This window comes from Pseudomonas sp. HMSC065H01 (assembly GCF_001815235.1).
Lineage (GTDB): Bacteria > Pseudomonadota > Gammaproteobacteria > Pseudomonadales > Pseudomonadaceae > Pseudomonas > Pseudomonas aeruginosa.
Genome location: NZ_KV819906.1, coordinates 19,698 through 41,086, shown reverse-complemented (window position 1 = coordinate 41,086; position 21,389 = coordinate 19,698). Strand labels below are relative to the sequence as shown.

8 protein-coding genes are annotated in these 21,389 nt (G+C 66.4%); all 8 read right to left on the bottom strand.

Features of this window, described 5'->3' with window-relative positions:
- Positions 1-32 precede the first annotated feature (32 nt).
- Entirely contained in the window at positions 33-779 is a 747-nt protein-coding gene (locus HMPREF3014_RS20260) for an energy transducer TonB family protein (RefSeq protein ID WP_003116529.1), read from the bottom strand.
- An 8-nt stretch (positions 780-787) separates the two neighbouring features.
- A complete protein-coding gene (locus HMPREF3014_RS20255) occupies positions 788-1,207 on the bottom strand; it encodes an ExbD/TolR family protein (protein WP_003085366.1) in 420 nt (139 codons plus the stop codon).
- A gap of 10 nt (positions 1,208-1,217) precedes the next feature.
- The gene (locus HMPREF3014_RS20250) at positions 1,218-3,065 is read right to left on the bottom strand and encodes a DUF2341 domain-containing protein (protein ID WP_023087774.1); all 1,848 of its coding nucleotides are present in this window, start codon (positions 3,063-3,065) and stop codon (positions 1,218-1,220) included.
- Between the two features lie 22 nt (positions 3,066-3,087).
- Entirely contained in the window at positions 3,088-4,722 is a 1,635-nt protein-coding gene (locus HMPREF3014_RS20245) for a ShlB/FhaC/HecB family hemolysin secretion/activation protein (protein ID WP_023087775.1), read from the bottom strand.
- Between the two features lie 163 nt (positions 4,723-4,885).
- Complete coding sequence (locus HMPREF3014_RS35430) at positions 4,886-5,488, bottom strand: transposase (protein WP_003098455.1); 603 nt, start codon at positions 5,486-5,488, stop codon at positions 4,886-4,888.
- A gap of 391 nt (positions 5,489-5,879) precedes the next feature.
- Positions 5,880-18,422, bottom strand: coding sequence for a filamentous hemagglutinin family protein (locus tag HMPREF3014_RS20235; protein ID WP_023087776.1), 12,543 nt, complete (start codon positions 18,420-18,422; stop codon positions 5,880-5,882).
- 182 nt (positions 18,423-18,604) lie between these two features.
- Complete coding sequence (locus tag HMPREF3014_RS20230) at positions 18,605-19,717, bottom strand: substrate-binding domain-containing protein (protein WP_003112720.1); 1,113 nt, start codon at positions 19,715-19,717, stop codon at positions 18,605-18,607.
- An 85-nt stretch (positions 19,718-19,802) separates the two neighbouring features.
- Entirely contained in the window at positions 19,803-20,909 is a 1,107-nt protein-coding gene (lapA, locus tag HMPREF3014_RS20225; RefSeq protein ID WP_003112123.1) for an alkaline phosphatase LapA, read from the bottom strand.
- Positions 20,910-21,389: the final 480 nt, after the last annotated feature.

The window sequence follows — 21,389 nt, the reverse complement described above, 5'->3', positions numbered from 1 at the left end:
CCTGCCGGAAATCGTTCTGGGTTGGCGTCTTCTCATCCCGGCCGCTTGCCCTGCAGGGCGATGCGCACCGGCAGGGTCAGCGAAGCCGGCGGGCGTTCTTCCAGGCGGCCGACGGCGCGCAGCGCGGCCAGCACCTTCTGGTCGGTCTCGGGGTCGCCGCTGGAGCGGGTCAGTTCGGCCCGGGTGATATCCCCCGAGGAACTCAGCCAGATCTCCGCCTGCAGGCGGAACGCCAGGTTGCGCAGCTCCGGGTTGTCCCGCAGCAGGCGCTGGAAGGCGTAGGCCAGGTACTGGCTATAGCTGGCGTTGCCGGCGCGACCGCTGCCGGAACCGGCCATCCCGCCGCCCTTGCCGGCGCCGATGTTGAAAGCGTCGGAGCCGGACTGGGCGTCGCCATCCATCTGCATCGGGTCGGCCAGGTCGTCGGCCGGCGACGGCGGCGCTTCCTCCTGCGGCTTGACCTCCTCCAGTTCGGGTTGCGGTTCCGGCTCGACGATCTTTTCCTCTTCCACCGGCTGCTCCGGTTCCGGCGGTTTTTCCGGCGGCGGCGGAGGCGGTGGCGGCAGCGGGATGATCGCCGGCACCTTGGGCGCCTCGCGGCGCACGCCGCTCATGTCGTTGGCCCACTCCCAGACCAGCCAGGCGAGGCCGGCGAGCAGCAGCGCGCCGAGGCCCCACTTGAGGTAGCGCAGGGTCGGGTTCGCCGGGCGGCCGTCGATGGACAGCGGCGCGGCATTTTTCGGCTCGGGGGTGTGCTTGGGATCGGCGGACATGTTCATCCCGGGCCTCAGGTCGGTTTGCCGGTGACCAGGCCGACCTGGGACAGCTCCAGGCGGCGCAGCAGGTCGAGGACCTCGATGACCTTCTGGTACTGCACCGTGGCGTCGCCGCGGACCACTACCGGGAAGTCGGGGTTGAGGGCCTTCTCCGTACGCAGGCGGTCCTCCAGCTCGGGCAGGGTCACCGGGTAGGCGTCGAGGAACACCTGGCCGGCGTCGTTCACCGAGATCGCCTTGGTCTTGGGCTGCGACAGCGCCACGGTGGCACTGGCCTTCGGCAGGTTGATCTGGATCCCGGCGACCTGGGCGGTGGCGGTGAGGATGAACATCACCAGCACCACCATCAGCACGTCCACCAGCGGGGTGATGTTGATGCTGTCGACGGCGCCGTCGTCGTCATCGTCGTGGCTGCTGTTCACGGAAGCCATGGCGTTCTCCTCAGGCCGGCAACGGCTGGCCGTTGCGACGATGGGCCACTTCGCTGAGCTGGCTTTCGCCATGCACCTCGGCGAGGCGGGTGACGAACTCGTCGACGAACACCCGCATGTCCGCGCTGACTTCCTTGTTCCGCGTGACCAGGCGGTTGTAGCCGAACAACGCGGGGATCGCGACGAACAGGCCCATGGCCGTGGCCAGCAGGGCGGCGGCCATGCCCGGGGCGATGGCATTGATGTTGACGTCGCCGGCCATGGCGGTGCCGAGGAACACCACCATGATCCCCAGCACGGTGCCGAGCAGGCCGATGTAGGGGCCGCCGGCGATGGCGTTGGACAGGCTCGACAGGCGCGAGCCGAGCTGCTGGTTCTCCTTGGTGCGCACGCCGTCCATGGAGGCGCGGATCGCCTCGATGGTGGCCGCGGAGACGGAAGAGGTGTCGGCGCCCTGCTCGCGGCGGGTGCGGATCTCCTTCACCGCCACCTGGTACAGGCGCCACAGCGAGGAGTGTTGCAGGCGGGCGGCCAGCTCGCGGTCGTCGGCGAGCAGTTCCAGGCGCGTGCCGACCTCGGCGAAGCGCTCGCGGAACAGCCCGTTGGCGCGACTGACACGGCCGACGTTCTGGTTCTTGCGGTACATGATGACCCACGACTGGACCATCATCAGCGCCAGGATCGCGATGATCACCCAGGCATCCAGCGGCACTGCGTTGAGCAGGAAGCCGAGCTTGCCGAAGCCGAAGCCGGACTGCTTCTCGTCGACCCCGTAGGCCACCAGGCGCGACTCGGCGCCCTGGGCGGTGGCGTCGGCGAGGAGCAGCGCCGCCGGGCGGGCGATCTTCGACAGGCGCAACTCGTCGATGGCGCCCTGGAAGGGTTGCAGGGTCGGCGCCGCGGCGCTCGCCTCACCTTCCCCGCTTGCCGCTTCGGTGGCGACCGCAGGCGCGGCCTGGCCTTCCGCGCCGATGGCGATCGCGCCGCTGAACGCCGGCAGCGCCGCCGCCAGGCTGGCGACTTCGCGACCGCCGAGATACAGCGCCAGCCGGGTACCGTCGGCGACCAGCGCCAGGTGCTGCCATTGCCCCTGCGCCAGGGCCTGGCTGGCGGCAGCGCGCTGACCGTTCAGCTCGACGAAGGGCGCGCCCTGGGCCAGGCCGACCAACAGGGCGTTGCCGCCTTCGCGGCGCGACAGCAGGACCTGTTCGCCGGCCAGTTGGTCGGGACGCACCCAGCCGCTGAAGCTGAAGGTGCCACCGGCGCTCACCGCCAGCGATGGGCTGGCCGGCAGCAGCAGCGGCTGGCCCAGCAGTTGCGCGGAGCGACCGATGACGCCCTCCACCGGACTGCCGGCGGCGGTCTGCGCATTGTTGGCGTAGGCGGTGGAGTCCCGCGGCGGAGTGCCCGGCGCACCGTCGAAGTGATAGACCAGGGTGTAGTCCGGGTCGAACACCGACTGGCCGTTGCCGCTCTCCGGCGCCTTGGCGTTGCCGTAGTACATCCAGATGTCCTGGCGCTGGCCACCCTCCACCCGCGGCACGTCGACCCAGATCAGGGCCATGCCCATCAGTGGGTCGAAGCTCTCGACCTGGTGGCGCAACACGGTCTTGTCGTCGGCGGCGACGAAGCGAATGTCCGAGCCGTTCTCGTTGACCCCGTCGAAGGTGAAGTTGCCGGTATGCAGGCGCACCAGCAACGGGAGGCGACCGAGACTCTCGTTGATCGCCGCGCCTTGCGGGGTGGCATCGACCGAGACCTGCTTGCGGTACTGCCAGTCGTCCTGCCACCAGGCACTGGCGCTGGCCGGGGCCAGCAGGCCCAGGCAGATCAGCGATGTCAGCAATAAGCGATACATGTGGGGTACTCCGGGGTCAGCGTCAGAAGCTCGCCTGCACGCTGAAATGCAGGCGCGAGTCGTGTTTGTCGGTGTTCGACCCTTCCAGCAGCGGGAAGGCCCAGTCGAGGCTGCCGGACAGCCAGTCGGCGAGTTGCGCGCGGGTGCCGATGCCGACGCTGGCCAGGCTGAAGTCGTCGTCCTGCTCGGGCAGCGCATCCTGCAGGCGCAGTTGCGCGCCCTCGGCGAACACGTAGAAGCGCCAGTCGTTGACGTAGCCGTCGGCGCGCTTGCCGAGGAAGCGTCCGAGGGACGGCGTACGCCATTCCTGGGAGAGCAGGTAGCCGTCGTCGGCGGTGTTCTCCGCCGCCAGGTAGCCACGCACGCTGGTGGCACCGCCGGCGGCGAACTGTTCGTTGGAAATCAGCGGCCCGGAGGCGAGCTGGAAGGCCGCCTTGGTCGCCACCTGCCAGTCGCCGCCGAAGGTCAGGGTGTGGTTGAGATCGCCCTTGAGCACGCCGAAGCCGGACTTGGCGCGATAACGCTTGCGGTCGAATTCCTCGTCGTCGTCGCCGTAGCCGAGGAGACTGCCGGTACCGGCCACCAGGCTCAGGCCAAGGGCCAACTGGGAACGTTCGGTGTAGCGGAAACCGTTGTAGCCGAGGGTCAGCGGGGCGTACTTGATCGGCACCCTGTCGTTGTTGCCGCCGATCCGGGTCTGTTCCTCGAAGTCCTTGAAGTCGACGCCGAAGGAGAACGAGTGCGACCAGAGGCCGGTGACCGGCAGGCTGTAGATCGCCGCCACGCCGTAGGAGTGGCCCTGGCCGACCACATTCATGCTGCCCACCGTGGCCACGTCGCTGTCGGACTGGTAGCCGGACAACTGCACGCTCCAGCGCTGGCTCAGCGGCGCGGTATAGGAGCCGGACCAGACCTTGGCGTTGTCCTGGTCCTGCGGCGCGGTGAAATAGGTCAGCGAGATGGCGTGGCCGAGTTGCCAGAGGTTGTCGTAGCCCAGCGAAACCACCGAGCGCAAGTGACGGGTGTCGGCGCTGTAGTCGTTGTTCAGGCCGATGCTGGCGTGCCAGGGATTCTTGTCTTCCACCTGCAGGTCGACGTCCATGGTGCCGGGCCGCTGGCCCTCGCGCACCATCGGCAGCACCTGGCGGCCGGGGGTGCGGTTGACCTGCGCCAGCTCGCGCTGGACCTGGGCGAAGTCGGGCACCTTGCCCTCCTCCAGGGCCGGCACTTCCTCGCGCAACTCCACCGGCGAATAGTGCTTGGCGCCGACCACCCGGACGCGACCGACAGTGGTCTCGGTGACCTGCAGGTAGACCACCCCGCCGCTCACCTGCTGCTCCGGCAGCTCGACGTAGACCGACTGGTAGCCCTTCTCCTGGTAGGCGGCCTGCAGCGCATCGCGCGCCCCCTCGATGTCGCCCAGGCTGCGCTGCGGTCCGAGGAAGGGATACACCGCCGCCTCGATGGCGCGGTTGTCCAGCACGGTGTTGCCGCGTACCACGTACTCGTTGATGTCCACCAGACGCTGGGTCTCGGCTCCCGCCGCGGCGGGAGGGGCCTCGTCGGCCAGCGAAGCGCACGACAATGCGACAGCCAGGCAACCGATCGACCAGCGCTGGCGAAACGGGTGCGCACAATTGAACAGCGAACGCTTCACACGGTCCCCCGAAGTTCCATCGGGACTTATTGTTCTAATGCAACAAGTCCGTTCATCGAACAGTTCTGTGAAAGACAACAAACTAGCGGCGACGCATGAACAACCTGTTAAAAACGGCGCCCGCCCTTATGAAATCTCGTTCTTTTCTATTTTCACTTTCGTGCTAGATATTCAGCCGTCGCGCTCCGCCATGGCGCGCTTGCCATGTATGCAACAAGGCGAAGTTCAGGGAGAACTCCGGCATCTGCATGAGATCCCCGGAAATCACTTCCCCGATAATCCTGCCTATTATCCTTACCGCCTCCGCGCTGTTCAGCAGGACGGTTATATCGCTGACGAAAACCGGAAAATTCCAGATCTTCTGCTTCATTTCCAGGCCGACGAACCAGCGATACAGCAGGTTGTAGTTCAATTGCTCGTACAACTGCTGCTCGCTGGGAATCGCGTACAGCAGTTGCAGCAGCAGCGCGTGGATCAGCGGCTCCGGGGCCAACTGCATGCCATGTTCGCGGGCGAGCGCCGAGAGGACTTTCGCTTCTTCGCCAAGGAGACTTTCTATTTGCGGTTTCAGCAACGCCAGGGAATGTCCCGGCGGTATATAACTGGACACTTCCTTGAGCGCACCCTGCCAATCTTCCTGGGACACTATCCAGACCCATGGCGCCCCATATCGATAAACCGATACCGGTTTCTTGCGTGCGGCTTCGACGATCTTCGATAGGCGCTGGTCAAGTTCCTGCATACCGACTTTCGAGTAACTTTCCATCAATACTCACCGTCCTTCGCCGTATTCACCGGAGTGACCACGGCCGTTAGCGGATACTGTTCTCTTGTTTCAGAGCGGAACGCGTCTTGCTCGAACGACACGCTCATTTCCAGCAACCGGTCAGCGCAACCGGGAAATGGCCGATTCCTTTCGTTCCCGTCCCTGCCTTTCACCGCTGAATTCCGTTTTCCTCATTCACACCTGTTTGACGGCAACCCCGCCGCACCACCGAACTTTTGTCATGAAAACTTCATGCGGCCGGCCATTCGCGCGCCGCCGGCGGGGACGAACGGGCATTCACCCGAGAATCGACCAGCGCCTCGGAAGTTCGCCGAAAAAAAGGCCCTCCGTGGGGAGGGCCTGGCGGGTATCGTGCCTCCGCGGCGGTGCCTTACAGGATCAGGTTGCCGCGCTCTTCATCGGTCAATTGACTGCGCGCCTGTTCGCCGAGGGCTCCGGCGCCGAGCACCTGCACGGCGCTGTCCGGGTTGTAGCCCGGCGAACGACTGGCGCCGTCGCGCGAAGGCTCCAGGCGCTCGTTGCCGAACCCGAGCACCTGCACCGTGATCACCGACGGCATGCGCTGCCGCGCGGCGGCCTGCTGCTGGCGACTGACGTCCTCCGCCGCCTGGGTCGCGGAACTCGCAGCGGCGCTGGCGGAGGTCAACGCCCCGGTATTCACCGAAGCCACCAGCGGAATGCCGCTGGACTGGCCCTGGGTCTGGATGTTCGCCGCGTTGACCACCTGCAGCGCCGCCACGTTGACGTTGCCGGAAACCCGGATGCCCGCCTCGCCGGCATCGATGGTGCCGAGCGGGGCGATCAGGTCGATGTCGCCCGGTGCCACTTCGGGAATCGGGTTGAGGGTGGCGATACCGGCGCCGGTGCTGGGCACCTGCGGCGACAGGCTGACGTTGCCCCAGGCGTCGTAGATGCGCCGCGGCGGGGTGTACACCACGGTGGTCTGGGAACCGCGACCGGCGTTGATGTCGCCTTCCGCCGACCAGGCCAATATGCTGCCGCCGAAGGTGGTCATGATGCGGCTCTGGCCGAGCAGGATGCTGTCCCGCGAATAGGCCTGGATATTGCCCTGGCCCTGGGTGACGATGCCTGCGGTGGACGGCGGCGCCTCGCCCTCGATACCGAACACCTGGCGCCCGCCGGGGCTGAGCAACTGGATGTCGCCGCCGAAGTCGGTGTGCACGCCGGCACCGCCATACATGACGATATCGCCTTCGTAGCTGATCGGATTGCCCGCCGGATCGCGCTCGGGGAACAGCGCGGCGATCGCGTTGCGCCCGCGCAGGTAGCTACCCTGGCGTACCCCGCCGACTTCGTTGTACTCGCGGCCGCCGGCCCTGAGTTCGGCGAAGTACACCTGGCGGGCGAAGATCCGCTGCTGCTCGGCGGGCAGGCCGGCGAAGAACGCCTGGGCCTGTTCCGCGTCGCCGGCGAAGCCGAAGCGCTCGTTCAACCACTTGGCCAACTCGCTTTCGTAGGTCCTGACCACCTTGCCCGGCTGCTCGGCCAGCGGGGTGCCGCCCTGCGCCAGGTTGGCCGGATCCAGGTAGCGCTCGAGGAAGGCCTGATAGTCGGCCCCCGCCGCGCCGGCCTGGAGCACGATATCGGCACCCGGCCGGCTGTCGCCCGGCACCACCGCGCCGAGACTGGTGATCGCCGCGCGATCTTCCATGAGAATGTTGCGCCCGGCGCTGATCTCCAGGGTACCGGGGCCGGCGACGTTGAAGTTGCCGTAGAGGATGTCGCGGCCGGCCTGGACCAGCGAGAGGTCGTTGGGGTCGTCGTGGACGAAGAGGTTGCCGGTGAACGAGGCATCCGTACTGATCTGACTGGGAGCGCTGATACGCTGTCCCAATGGGGTTCCGGAGGCTACGATGTCGCGCCCGGCGCGCATCCAGACGGGACCGGCGCCTTCATACCAGGTTTGCCCGGCGCGGTTCCCCGCCTGCTCGCCGAAACGAATCTGCGCACCGCTATTGAGCCCGACGATATCTCCTGTCAACGCATAGAAACGCGCCGGTTGCAGATCGCGCGCCAGGCTCGCAGCGCTATCGGGGCCGAAGTAGAACAGAGGCAATCCGCCAATGACGGCCGGATTCCCGTCCGGACTGCCGTTGCCCGCTATCGGGTTGAGCAGCGCGGCATCGGAGTAGCCGGCAAATGCCGGCGTCCAGATCGATGGCAGGTTCGCAGGATCGGCACCTGAGCGTTGCACCGAATAGCCACCGGCATAAATGGAGTCTCCAGCCAGCAACTCCAGTTCACCGTTGAGCGACGGTGCCAGTAACAAGGAGTAGGGAGTGGTCGAGACATTCAGGCTCACGCCTCCCATGTAACCGCTGGAAGGACCGAGATAGATACTTCCTTCCGGGGCAGCCGCACGTACTATCGATGGATAGATGAATCGCCCATCGCTAGGCGACAGGTTTCGGCCTGCCATGGGAATAGCGTTGGTTGCCTCGACCAATTGGGTGCTGGGCGTCAGGTTGCCGCCCGCCGCAAACAGATCGATCGAGGTGTGTGCAGTCCAGAGACTGAACCAACCGATCCCACCCCCTTGGTAGACGCTGCCATCGGGAGCCGTGAAGCCAACGGTATTCGGCACCCCCACCCTACCGGGGTCAGTCACCCCACCCAGGACCAGGTCGCCACGGGTTTCCAGACGCATGCCAGTATCTCCGGCCACCAGGGTGAGGCCACCCGTGGAGCTAGCCAGCGTCGGGCTGAACGCATCCCTGCTGCGCACTTCGGCGGGGTCCCGCAGTAGAGTGTCGTAGCGAGGATCGATGCCTCCCAGCGCACCACTGTACAAGCTCGCGGAACCGCGCAGATTGATGAGGGCCCCCTGCAGATCGTGAATGGTGCCGCCGCTGTAAAGACCGTCAAACCCCGAACTCGAGTAGGTCTGGGTAGCCCGCGCCTCCCGGCTCGGGTTCACCTCCCCGCCAATTCTCACATTCAGGTCACCGCCGCCGCCAAGTTGCAGCGCGCCGTCGGAGGTGAGCCGGCCAGTGCCGGCAACCGCCAAGACCAGTCCCTGGCTGCGCGGATTAAGGTTACCGGATGAAGGTATCGAACCATCTCCGCGTGGCGCGATATTGCCGGCATCACCTCCGGTTCGCATGCTGAGATTGCCGCCTCCCAGAGTGCCGAAACCGGTGAAGCCGACCAGATAGGGAGCATCTCCCTCCGCGCCACGCACATAGCTGCCGAAATTGACCCACCAGGCCGTCGGCACTCCTTCCCTGTCGGCGCTGCCCTGGCGCCAGAGCCAGTTGCCGACTGCAGCGCTGGGGGGCAAGGGGCGAATGGGATCGCTACTTGTCAGTTTCTCGGCCCATTGATCACCAACCACATCACCGCCAACGGCGATATCGAGGTTGCCGCCATGTTCCGGATACCAGGCCTGGTACTGGCTGGTTGAGAGCACTTCGTAATCCGCGCCACCGGCGCCCAGTACCGACCCATTGAACAGACCGCGAGGCTGATTGAATCCCGTCGCGACATCGGCGGCCTGCGTTCCGGCGGTATAGACGCCGTACGGCGACCATTGCGTAAGGTTACCGGCACTGGCCAGGTCAAGATCGCCAGTGCCGGTGCGCAGCACACTGAACAACTGGTTCTGCGGTGTGACCACGGTTTTGCCGAGATTCTCGATACACAGGGACGGATCGACACTGCACCACCACAGATCGCCCTCGCCGATCGCCGTACCAGCAGGCATGCCCAGGTAATTGCCGGGCGCCCAGGTCCAGCGGGGAGGCTCGGCACAATACGGCCCCAGCCCGCAGATCCATTCATTGCTCTCGTCGACCGGAGTTCCCGGGGTCATCCCCCAGTCGGTAGCCTGATCGGTGAACACCAGCCCTCCCGAGCTCTGTTCGATCTTCGCCTGATAGTGCGTATCGGCCAGGTTCAGGCTGGCCGAGGAGTCCGGACGCACCAGACGGTTGTCGGCAGCCGCGAGATCGGCACCGGCGACCAGGCGCATGGACCAGGACTGGCTACCGGCCGGCAGCATCTCGGCCAATGCCCAGTTGCGTCCCTGGCGGACACCGTCGCTGGGCCGCAATTCGATGAAAGGCGCATCGCCAGCCAGTACCACTTCGGTCTGCGAAGGGATCAGAGAACCACGTGCCAAGGCCAGCTCTCCATTGAGCAGCAGGACATTGGGTCTGCTTGGCCCCTCGCGCAGGATGCTCGGCAAGGGCACGCCCGCAGGCCAGGTCATCGCCTGCACGCTGGCCGGTGCAGCCAGCAGGGTACCGGCACCCAGCCGGCTGCCGACCTCCAGCGTCACCCCGTCGCGCAGCAGGCTGCCCGCGGCGTACAGCAGGTTGCCGGCGGCATCGTGGATGTCCGCTACCAGCACGCTGCCGGCGGCCAGGGTATAGGGCTGTTCGAGTACTGCCTCGGTGGCCAGACGGGTGCCGGCGGCCAGGGTGGTGCCCTTGATCGGCAGGTCGTAGTTGAGGGTGCGGCCGCCGAGGAACGCGGTACCGTCGCCGAGCACCACGCCCGGGCCGGGAACCACCAGGTCGCCGCCGAACGGCTGCACCCCCGGGGTGAGGATCCAGCCCTTGTCGTCCGGCGAGTCCGGCGGCGGCGCGAAGCCGTCGTTGATACTGCCGTAGAGGTTCAGGTCACCGCCGGCGCGCAGCACCAGCGCGCCGACCTCGCCGGAACCGTAGACCTCGGTCAGCGGCGTGTTCGGATTGAGGCTGGCGTAGCGGTAGCCGGACAGATCGAGATCGCCCTGCACCACCAGGTCGCCGTCCGCCGTTGCGCTGACGATCTCCACCCCTGGACGCAGGTGGAAAGCATCCGCGTAGGTGGCATTGGTCAGTCCGGCCAGCTTGCCGTCGAGCAACTCGCGGTTGGCCAGCGCCGCGGCGATGAACGCGCTGCTCTCGGCATGCCGCGCATCGAGGTAAGCCTGGTCGATCACCTGGTAGGGCCGCCCGCCGGCCGCCGGATCGTTGCCCCAGGGCGCATCGTCGTAACGCTGCACCGCGTTCAGGGCGATGCTGCCGGCGCCGCGGATGTCCAGCGCGCCGCTGGCATCGATGGCGATGTCACCGGCGCTGACCCCGCCCAGGCGTGGCGCGTTCAACTCCAACGTGCCACGGGCGACGCCATCAACCTGTTCCGCTGGCGCCGCGGTGCCATGGCGCAGGTCGATGCGCGCGCCGCCGGCCAGGACCAAGGTGCCGCTGCCGGAACTCAGCTCGACCATCGCCCGGTTCGGGCTGTCGATGATCTGCCCGTAGCTGTCGCGCCGCAGCAGGCTCCCATGCGCATCCAGCAGCGCGTTGCCGCCCAGGCTCAGGCCGCGGCCACCGGCCAGGCGGATCTCGCCGACCTGCGCGCCGCTGGCGTCCACCGTTCCGCTCACGCCGAGCTGGCCATTGTCGAGGGACACCTCGATGCGATGCGCCTTCAGGCCGTCGCCGATCTGCAGGTCGCCTTGCTTGAGCTGGAAGCGCCGCGCGCCGAAGACCTCGCCCTGGTTCAGGCGCTGGTTCAAGGCGGTGAACTGCTCGCTCAGGCTGCCGCCGTCGCCCAGGCGCTGGGCGCGGATCTCCAGCTCGCCACCGAGGAACGGCACGCGGGTGCCGCCGGCATCGTAGTCGCCGCTGGCGCCACCCAGTATGCGGCCCTGCAGGTCCACCACCCCGGCGTCCTCGGCCAACGCCACGGCGCTCAGGGTACCGCCGCGGTTGTTGCGCGCCGACAGGTCGATCAGCGAACCGGCGGCCTGGCGGATGTCGCCGGCGCGACTGCTCAGCAGCAGGTCGCCACCCCAACTGTATTTATCCACATCGTTGAAGCTGGCCTTGCGTCCGGCCAGGTCGATGCGCGCGCCATCGCCCAGCTCCAGGTCGTCTTCGGCGCTCAGGCTCAGCTTGCCGCTGGGTAGCGAGACCGCGCTATCCAGGCGGATCTCGCGGGCGCTGAGGGACAACTCGGCACCAAGCCCGGCGGTGCCGCTGTCGAAGGTCACCGCGGCAGCGCCCGCCGGCGCCGCCAGGCTGAGGCTACCGCCGCTGCTGATCCGACTCAGCGAGCCGGCCTCGCCGGTCAGCAACGGCGTGCTCAGACGCAGGTCGCCGCCACTGTAGCGCAGGCCTTCGCCGGCGACGTAGCCGTCCAGGCGCTGGTAGACCCGCAAGCTGCCCTTGTGGTTGGCGCTGATCCGCTCGCTGGCGTTCAGTTGCACCTCGGCGAAGCCCAGCGCCAGGCGCGCCTCGTCGGTCTCGCCGGCCGGCTGGGTATTCGCGCCGTAGCCCAGGGTGATGCGCTCGGCATCCACCCGCAGGGTTCCGCTACCGCTACCGGCGCCGCCGGCGACCGGTGCTGCGGCCGGCTGGCTGGAGCCGCTCCAGACCAGGCTGGCGGTGCGAATGCTGGCGACATCCTCGCCGGTGCCATGGCCGTAGATGGCCGGGGTGCCCAGCACCAGGTTGGCCAGGCTGGATTTGCCGGTGGCCGGGTCGTAGGTGTCGAGGCTGACGCTACCGTACATGTTGACCGCATCGCGGGCGCTGAGGATCAGGTTTTCCAAGGCCGGAATACCCGCCCCGCGCTCGCCGCGCAGCAGGCGCTGGAGCACCGTCTGGTCCAGCGCCAGGCCGTTCGGCAACACGCCGCGAGCGGCCGCGTCGGCCAGCGACTGGCTGGAGCCGATATTGATCGTACTCAGCGCCAGGCTGAGATTGCGTGTCCCGTAACGAACGTTGTCGCCAAACGTCACCGTACCATTGGTGGCGATACCCAGAGTGCCCTCCGAATAGAGTTCGGTGTCGGCGCAGCCCGCCCCTTCCGCACAACCTCCGAGCCGAACCGGTAACGAGCTATCCGCTGCGGGTGCCAGCAGGTTCAGCCATCCGTTGGACAAGAGCAGCAGGTTACGGCCGCCGGGTTGATAGATGAAACCATCGGACGAATCGTATGCAGTCTTGCCTTTCCCCAGAGTGCTGATGCCACTCCCGCCTTCAAGGGTGATATCCCTGCCAATGATCACCTCCGGTGCGGAAAGGTGCGCGCCCTTTCGCAGCACAACGGGAAAGAGCCGGTTGCTCCCGCCGAACTGGACGAAGTTTCCTTGCTCGCCGTATTCGACGTAGGGCAGCGTGCCAATGGCGATACGGCTGGCACCTATTGCATTCAGATCGTCCGCAACCAACGACACGCCAGCGAAATCGGAGTCGGGCAGCCCACCTTCAGGCAGAATCTCGATGCCCGCCTCGGCATCCACGATGAGGCTGCCGCCATATCCGCTTTCTTCCGGCGTGAAGTCGACCTTCCCCTCGAAGCTCAGGGCGTTTTCCCGAAGCTCCTCATCCGCGCGCAATCCCAGGTAGAGGGATCTGGCATCCACTGGCAACATCGCTCTGGGGATGTTCTTGCGCGCGGCATCGGCGCGAATGAAATCCGCATAGCTCATTTCGTTGTACTGCGAGTAGCGGCGCAGCGTATCGGCGGAAGACAGGATGACCTGACGGCTCAGACTGTCGCGGATGGACGTGCCGGCAATCGACAACTGCCCGGACGTCGCCCAGGAGCCATTGCGCAACCCCTGCGTCGCCATGGGCGCGCCTTGCCCCGCCAGACCGTTGATCTCGACGCGGAAAGCGCCCGGCAACAGGGCATAGGTCGAAGGCAGCAAGGTGTAGGTACCGGCGGCCAGGCCGGGAACGCCATCCCCGATGGTGACCTGTTGCCCGACCAACGGCTGGATGGCGCCCGCCTCGCCGCCCAATGGCGCACTAACGGCTTGGTGTCCAGGTACGATGGCATACACCGGGTTGCTGGACAGCTCCGGCAGACGGAACCCATCATTGTCCTGCTGCACCAGGGGATGAAAACGCGCATCGGTCGAACCCCCTCTGCCGGAGATGAATCCAGCCCCCGCGAGTTCGCCGCCGCCGGACAGGTCCAGCCGCGCCCCCTGTTGCACATCGACCTCGCTGGCATAAAGGCCGACTCCCGCAACCAGTGTCCCAGCAGCGAGAGCGCCCCCGGCACCGGTCAGTTGAATGGGGACCTGGTTGACCAGATAGTTGATCCCATCGGTCGTGCCTCCATAGGGCATGACCAGCTCAGCGCCGCTGACCGAGGTCAGGCTACCCGGCAACAACCTTACCGTGCCCGGGGCACGATCCAGATTGCTGCCGAACTGGATGAGCCCCAGCGGCGCACGCACCACGCCACCCTGCTCGATATTCGATGCCATGAACGCCAGACTGCCGAATACCGACAGCGGAGTGTCCGGCAAGGACTCGCCGCTACGTTCGATAGCCAAATGCCGTTCGGCATCGAAGACGGCCTGCCCCCTCTCATCCAGTCCATACCCGGCATAGAGGGTCGAACTCGCTCCCGTCACCGGATAGAGTTGGGCCGCAGTCAGTTGCAGATCGCCGTGGGTTATCAAGCGCCCCGACGGATCGCCATTCTCTGGATAGTCGCCAGCGAAACGCAGGTCGCCCTCGCTGCGCAGCGTTACCTTCTCGAAACCTGGTCGCTGATAGCGGACAGCCTCTGCGTTGACCCCATTGATCACCCCGTCGCTACCGAATGACAAGCGCCCGGCGATATCCAGCAGGCGCCCGGCAGAAACCTGCAAGCGAACCTGCTCCGCTGTCGCGGTCGGCCCGTACGTGAGACGCGGACGAAACTCGCCAGAGGCCTGCTGCCCATACATCCCGATGCCGGAAAGGCGGACATAGGGCGCCTGCAACTTCACCTCGCTCGGCCCGCCACCTGTGGCGGCTATCGTCCCCGCGTACAGATTCAGGCTGCGCCCCATCGCAAGATCGATGTTCCCCTCGAACGACAGCGGACCGTTGCTGAACAACGAAAGTTGGTCGAATCCGCCGCCCGTCAGCGACTGCGTCCCAACTCGGCTCTGGCCATAGCGCAGAGCCGAATCGTCCATTCCCGGTTGCAGCAAGGTCGGTAATCCCGAATCGGCATGCCCTGCCGTCAGGATCAGCTCGCGCATGGCCAATACCCGGTCATCCACGACAGTAAAACCTTGGTACAGGGGAGCGTCCGCAATGATCTCCAGGCTGCCGCCCGCCGCTCCCGAGCCGCCGGCTGCGGCGCGCAACGAACCGTCAAGATACAGCCCATTGTAGGAACTGAGAGCGATGCGCCCGCCGTCGCCGGTCAGCAAAACCCTTCCCAGTCCCGGTACATCCAGCTGTGCCTGGCTGCCGGAGGCCTCCAGTCGTGCACCGGGGCGTACGATGACGAACGCATCCGCCGAGGTCGCGATCGCCTTGCCCGGATCGATCTCGCCGCCGATGACGATGCTGCCGCCGGACTGTACTTCTCCATAGCGGCGACCGCGCCCATCCACGGCAGTGACAGCGCGGCCGGCAACATCCAGCAATGCCTGCTCTCCAATCCAGATGGAGCGTGCATGGGGCTGGCCTTGGGCCTTGGGCTGATTGTCCTGGGTAACGTCGAGCGCGCCGAACTGCTGCTGGCGCACGTCGATGCGTCCGCCCCAAGCGTTCAGAGTGCCATCCAAGGTGATCTGTCCGGGACCGCGCAGGACGATGGCGCGCCCCGGATCGACCTCGACCAGCGAACCGCGCCCCAGCTCCAGCGTCTGGCTGGCGGGATCGAGCTGCCCGAGGATATTGCCGTCGCCGCCTGCCTGCAGGTACAGGTCCGCCCCTTCGCGTTGGATCAAGCGTCCGGCCAAGGCATCCTCCAGGTACAGCGGCGGTGTCCAGGCCTCCAGCGCCTCTCGCGGCGCCTCGCCAGCCGCGACCTCGCCGGCCCCGCTGGCGAAACGGTAGACCGGCCGCGCGACCCGCACCTGGGCATCCTCGGCTACCGTCAATCCGGAGCGACCGACCACCCGGTAGCTGGCGAAGCCCTGCTGGAAGAAATCTTCGGCCAGTTGCAGGCTGCCATCCCCGAGGTCGTCGCCGCCGATCCGCACCTTGCCGCTCTGCAGCGACAGCGTGCCGGCGCCGCTCGTGCCGAGACCATTCAATGTGCCGCCCAACTGCAATTGGCCATCGCTGGCCTGCGCCAGCCCGGCACTGGCGTGCAAGGCGATGTCGCCGCCGCGACCGCCCAGTCGCTTGCCGTCGGCCAGCAGCGCCGCCCCGGACGACACGTCGAGCAGACTGCGCTGTCCCAGGCTCAGGTCGCCGCCGCTGCGCAGGGAAATCCGTCCGCCGTCGCGGTAGGCCAACGTATCGTTGTCCTCCGGCGCCAGCAGCAGGTTGCTCCACAAGCCGCTGGCATCCAGCCGTACGCCGTCGCCCACGCGCAAGATGCCGTCTTCGCGGCCGGCATCGACGAAACCATCGATCGTCCCGTTCGGAGAAATCTGCGCCAACACGTTGCCGGCCTGCAGGCTGCCGCCATGGGCGGTGATGTCGGCGTCGATCGCCACGTCGTTGGCGAACAGGATCGCCTCGCCGCCATTGGCCAGGGTCAGCGCGCTGTCGACGCGGATGCTCTCGCCGGCCGCCACCTTCAGGCCGCCCAGCTGGAAGCCGTTGAGCAGTTCGCTGTCCAGGCTCAGGCGGCCCTGGCGCTCGGCGGCCACCGGAGCGTCCAGGGTCGGCTCCTCGGCCGCCACCTCGCCGGTACCGATGACCACCTGCTTGAGGCTGCCGGCATCGGCGCCGAGAGCGTACTCCAGCAGGCCGCTGCTCTTCACGTAGTAGGGGGTGTAGCGCCCGACGACCAGCTGCGCGCCGCGCGCCACGGCATTCTGCGACTGGTTGTAGCCGTCCAGGCCGGCCTGTGGCGCTTCGGTCTGCCGCTCGCCGCGATAGGTATCGCCGACCACCTGGCCGTCGAGCCGCGCATTGGCGCTGCCGATCACCAGACTGCCGGCGTCGCGGCCGACGATGTAGCCGTTCTCGTAGCGCTGGGTCGGCGCGATCAGCGGATTGTAGAAATAACGGGTCTGGTCCCAGCGCTCGCTGTGTGCCTCGTAGCCGCGGTAGATGCCGTCGTAGAGCAGGTCGCCCGGCGCCGACCCGAGTTCGTAGAGGCGTCCGTCCGAGCCCTTCAGCCAGGTCTGGCGGATGTAGCCGCCCTGCACATCGAGGGTTCCGCCGGACAGGTTGATCTGCGAACCGGCCTGGGTCACCACGTCGTTGCCGGTGAAACTGACGATGCCGCCCTGGGCCATCCACTCGCCCGCCGAGTGGCCCTGGGTGCCCAGGTAGCCACCGACCTCCAGCAGGCCGCCGGCGGTGTACCAGCGGTCGCTGGCATAGCCGTTGGTGCCGGCAGGCACCCGTACCAGGTCGCGCACGTCGACCCACACATCCTGGCTGTTCAGACCGCCGCCCTCGCGGTTGACCGAGGCGTCGCGCTGCTCGTTGCCGCGCACGTTGACCTTGATGCTGTTGGTCTCCATCGCCACTTGCACACCTTGCGCGCCGGAGACATCGATCACCGCGCCGTCGCGCAGCAGGGCGCGCTGGCCAGCGTTGACCGCCACCTGGCCGCCGCTGGCGAGGGTGATGGAGCCGTCGCGGAAATCGACGCTGCCGGCGGAGTCGATCTCCACCCGCGACAGGTCGCGGCGGTCGTCGTCGCCCCGACTGACAGCGGCACTGGAGCCGTTCAACGGCTTGAGCAAGGCCTCGCGCTGGCTGTCGAGGGCGGCGCTGCCGCTGCTATCCACCAGGATCGCGCTGGTGGCGCCTTCGGCCAGGGTGATCCGCTCGCTGGCCTTCAGGTGCAGGGTGCCGCGGCTGTCCACCGAACTGCTGGAAAGCAATACACCGGCCTGCTCCACCTCGCGGCCGGTGAGGCTGATATCGCCGGTGGCGGCCTGCACCAGGCCGCTGTTGCGTACCCGGCCGGCACTGCTGTCGGCGGCGAAGCCCGGCAGCACCTCGTTGCCGCGGGTGGTGGAGGTCAGGTTGCCGTCGGTGCCCTGGCCACGGCGGATGACGAAGCTGTCGCCGGCGGACAGGACCGTCTGCCCCTTCGGTGTGACGATGCTGCCGGCGTTGTCCACCTCGCTGCCGAGCAGCAGGACGTAGCCGCCGCCCCTGGTCGAGCCGGACGGCGCTGCCGTACGCAACTGTGCCCCCTGCTCCACGCGCACGGCGCCGGCCGCGTCGGTGAAGGTCGGACGGCTGCCGGCGTTGTCGTAGTAGAGGCCGCGCTGACGGAACTGTTCGTCCGAGATGTTCGCCGCCGCCACCGTCAGGTTGCGCACGTCCACCTGGCTGCTGCCGGAAAACACCACGCCGTTGCGGTTGACCAGCATCACCGTGCCGTCGGCCTTGATCTGCCCCTGGATCTGGCTGGGCCGCGCGCTGGGGTCGTTGACCCGGTTGAGCAGCGCCCAGTCGGCGTTCTGCTGGAAGTCCACGGTGGTGTTGCGGCCGACGTTGAAGGTTTCCCAGTTGAGCACCGCCTTGTCGGCGGTCTGCTCGATGCTCACCGTGGTCTTGCCGGCGGCCTGGGTCTGCACCGGTCCCTTGGCGTTCTGCCAGGCCTGCTCGAACGGCAGCGAGGCGTCGACCTTGAGGCCGCCCTCGCCGAGCCCGTCCGGAACATCCTGCGGGAGGTTCAGCGCCGCCTGGCGTCCGGCGGCCTGGGCGGCCTGCTGGGCGGCAATGGCGGCGACGGTGTTGTTCAGGTTGGCCATCGAACGCTGCAACTGCTGGTTGACCCGCTGCTGCTGCGCCAGCGGCGGCGGCGCCCCCGGCAACTGCGCTCCCGGTCGCGGCGCCCCGGCAGCGCCGCCCTGAGCCGCGCCCTTGGCGGCGAACCAGGCGGCGCTGAACGGCTGCCCGGCGGCCTGGGCGCCCCCTGCGACCAGCAGCAGGGCGATGGCCTGGGCCAGCGGCTTCAGGCGCGGCGCGTAAAGCGCGCGGGAGGAACGGGCGGACGACGGCGAACGGGACGGCATGGCGAAGGGGTCCTTGAGCATGAAGTCGGTCGGGCGCCCGCAACGACGCCCGTTACAGGTAGACGGCCTGGCGGAGGGTGGGCCGAAGACTTGTCATGGAAAGTTCATGGAGCGGAGCGAGGAGCCTGGGCGAACGGAAACACGACGGCAGCCGGATTTCAGCCACCGTCATGACAGGTCACTCATGGACGCCCTTTGCCGTTGCAGACGGAGGGATTGTTGATCGCGAGGTTTTCGCTGGTACCAGTGATGAAGGCGCTCATGATGGCGCTCTTCCAGGAAGCGACCAGGGGTACGAAACGGTGGTCAGCTACCGCTCTATTTGTAGTGGTGCCGCCATAATGCTGGGTAAGGAAGGCACGCAGGTCGGCGGCAACAGTGGCATCCTTGTAGCACTGGCCAAAGACAAAGTTGGTATAGCCGACGATGGAGTAGCCTGCGTTCGGGTTGACGAAGACCGGTATCCACTTGCTCGGATCGGCGCGATCTGCAGCGACACCCGGCGGAGCCACGCTACGAACAGCGATCACGCGATTGGCTAGAGTAGGGAGCAAGCCATTCACTCGCGCGATCTTTGAATTGTCGCTCAGGTCCACACCATCAGGCCCCTCATAGCCGATCGAGCCTGACACATTGTCGACGGCATTCCTGACACTTTCATAAGGCTGTACTGCCACCCAGTTGCTCGGCAGCGCACCGCCGGCCGGCAGACGGGCGTTCGTGAAGATCGAGTTGGTGGCGAAGCGAGTCGGGCAGACCGAGTTCAGGTGGCGGGTCAGCAACTCGGTGGCTCCACTGCCGCCCCGCTGGTAGACGATACGAATCGGCGTACGGTCGGCGGGGTTCCCCAATAGTTGCCCCCAAGTGACCTTGGCGCCGGAAAAGGCATCGCAGAGCTGGGCACTGGTCAGGTTCAGGTCGGTAATATCGGGCTTCTTGTAAGGAATGGTTACTGCGGTACCCGCCAATGGAATCTGGATCAGTGGACCATATGCGCCTCTATAGTTGGTTGAATAGGCGCTCAGTTCGCTGCTACTCAAGATCGAGTCACTACCAATGTAGTGGACGGTGCCGGTAGTAGCGCCAAGCAGCATGGGGTTATTCATCAGGAAAGCGGTCTTGCCAATGCCGCTGCCGCTTGCGGCATAGCTGAAGTTGATTGGCAGGATGCTGTCGGCAGAACCTTTGTACAACTTGGCCGGCATGGAAGCACCACCGCCGGTCACCGTAGCGCCCAGCGTTGTATGACTGGTCAAGAGCGTCAGAGCAACGACGCCAAACATTGGCTTGAGCATGAAAACCTCCTGGGTTCCCCACAAGAAAAAAGACCGGCAGCCATAGGGCTGCCGGTCCTCGTATCGACTCGCCTAGGCGAAGCGCTTACGGGCGGCCTTTGGTGTTGCAGACGTTGGTGTTGCCGATGGCCAGGTTTTCGCTGGTGCCGGTGTAGAAGGCGCTCACGATGGCGCTCTTCCAGGCCGGAGTCAGCGGGATGAAGCCATGGGCGGCAACTGCGGCGTTGGTGGTAGTGCCACCGTAGTGCTTGTTGATGAAGGCGCGGACGTCGGTGGAAACGCTGGCGTCCTTGTAGCACTGGCCGAAGACGAAGTTGGTGTAACCGACGATGGAGTAGCCGGCGCTCGGATTGGTGAACACCGGAACCCACTTGCTGGGGTCCGCACGGTCGGCGGCGTTGGCCGGCGGAGCCACGCTGCCCAGGGCAGTGGAAACGTTAGCCTGGGTCGGCAGGTTGCCGTTCACACGGGAAACCTCGGCGTTGCTGTTGATGTTCACCGCATCCGGGCTGACATAGCCGAGGGAGCCGTTGGTTGCCTTGACGGTCGACACCACGGTGGAAGTGGCGGCGACGCCAACCCAGTTGCTCGGCAACGTACCGCCGGCCGGCAGACGGGCGTTGGTAAAGGTCGAGTTGGTGGCGAAGCGAGTCGGGCAGATCGAGTTCAGGTGGCGGGTGAACAGTTCGGTGGTGCCGCTGCTACCGGTGCGATAGACGATGCGGATCGGCGTGCTGTCGGTGGTGCCCAGCAGTTGACCCCAGGTGGTCTTGGCGCCGGAGAAGGCGTCGCAGAGTTGGGCGCTGGTCAGGTTGAGCGTGGTGTTGCCGTCCTTGCGATAGGGCACGGTGACCGAGGTGGCTACCGACGGGATCTGGATCAGCGGACCGTAGGTGCCGTTGTAGTTGCTGTTGTAGGTGGTCAGTTCGCTACCGCTGAGGACCGAGTCGCTACCGGCATAGTGAACGGTACCGGTGGTGCCGAACAGCGAGGAGTTGTTGGTCAGGAAAGCGTTCTTGCCGGTGCCGCTGCCGGTCACGGCATAGCTGAAGTTGGCCGGCAGGATGCTGTCGGCGGAGCCTTTGTACAGCTCGGCCGGCAGGGAAGCGCCACCGCCGGTGACGGCCATGGCTTGGGCGGATACGAGGGCGGCCACGCTCAGCGAGGCAGCGATCAGAGAGCGCTTGAACATGAAGAATCTCCTTTCATCGTGGTGTTGGTACGTTGAGGAAGTCGTCTTGCATGAGGCGGCGCCGTGCTTGCCGGGCTTTGCATCCCTAGCCGGTCGAAGGGGCCGCTGGGGATAAAACTCGCAAGTTCCGGTGACAGATCGGGGAAAAAATCTCGGGAGCATCGAATTGTTTTCGCAGCCTTTCCTCGGGTGTTCGCAGGCTCTGCGCCGGGCCTTTTCGCGGGACCTGCGAGGTTCCGCGAGCGCCTCCCGGCGGCCGGCCCGCGACGGCCATGGCGCGCCCTCGGGGCAACCTCGCTGAAACATGCACCCGAGCCCTGGCGAGAGGCCACACGGGTTGATGACAGCGAGAGGAAGGCCTGCTTGCACAGGCCCCTCCCGTAGGGCGGATTACGCCAGCGGCGTTATCCGCCGATACCTCTCTTCGGAAGACTGCTGAGACGCCCCATCCCCACGGCGGATAGCCGCGAGCGGTTAACC

Bases quoted from the DNA above. Each gene is read 5' to 3' on its own strand.
- HMPREF3014_RS20260 (WP_003116529.1), bottom strand. From the start codon at position 779: ATGAACATGTCCGCCGATCCCAAGCACACCCCCGAGCCGAAAAATGCC.
- HMPREF3014_RS20255 (WP_003085366.1), bottom strand. From the start codon at position 1,207: ATGGCTTCCGTGAACAGCAGCCACGACGATGACGACGACGGCGCCGTC.
- HMPREF3014_RS20250 (WP_023087774.1), bottom strand. From the start codon at position 3,065: ATGTATCGCTTATTGCTGACATCGCTGATCTGCCTGGGCCTGCTGGCC.
- HMPREF3014_RS35430 (WP_003098455.1), bottom strand. From the start codon at position 5,488: ATGGAAAGTTACTCGAAAGTCGGTATGCAGGAACTTGACCAGCGCCTA.
- HMPREF3014_RS20235 (WP_023087776.1), bottom strand. From the start codon at position 18,422: ATGCCGTCCCGTTCGCCGTCGTCCGCCCGTTCCTCCCGCGCGCTTTAC.
- HMPREF3014_RS20230 (WP_003112720.1), bottom strand. From the start codon at position 19,717: ATGCTCAAGCCAATGTTTGGCGTCGTTGCTCTGACGCTCTTGACCAGT.
- lapA (WP_003112123.1), bottom strand. From the start codon at position 20,909: ATGTTCAAGCGCTCTCTGATCGCTGCCTCGCTGAGCGTGGCCGCCCTC.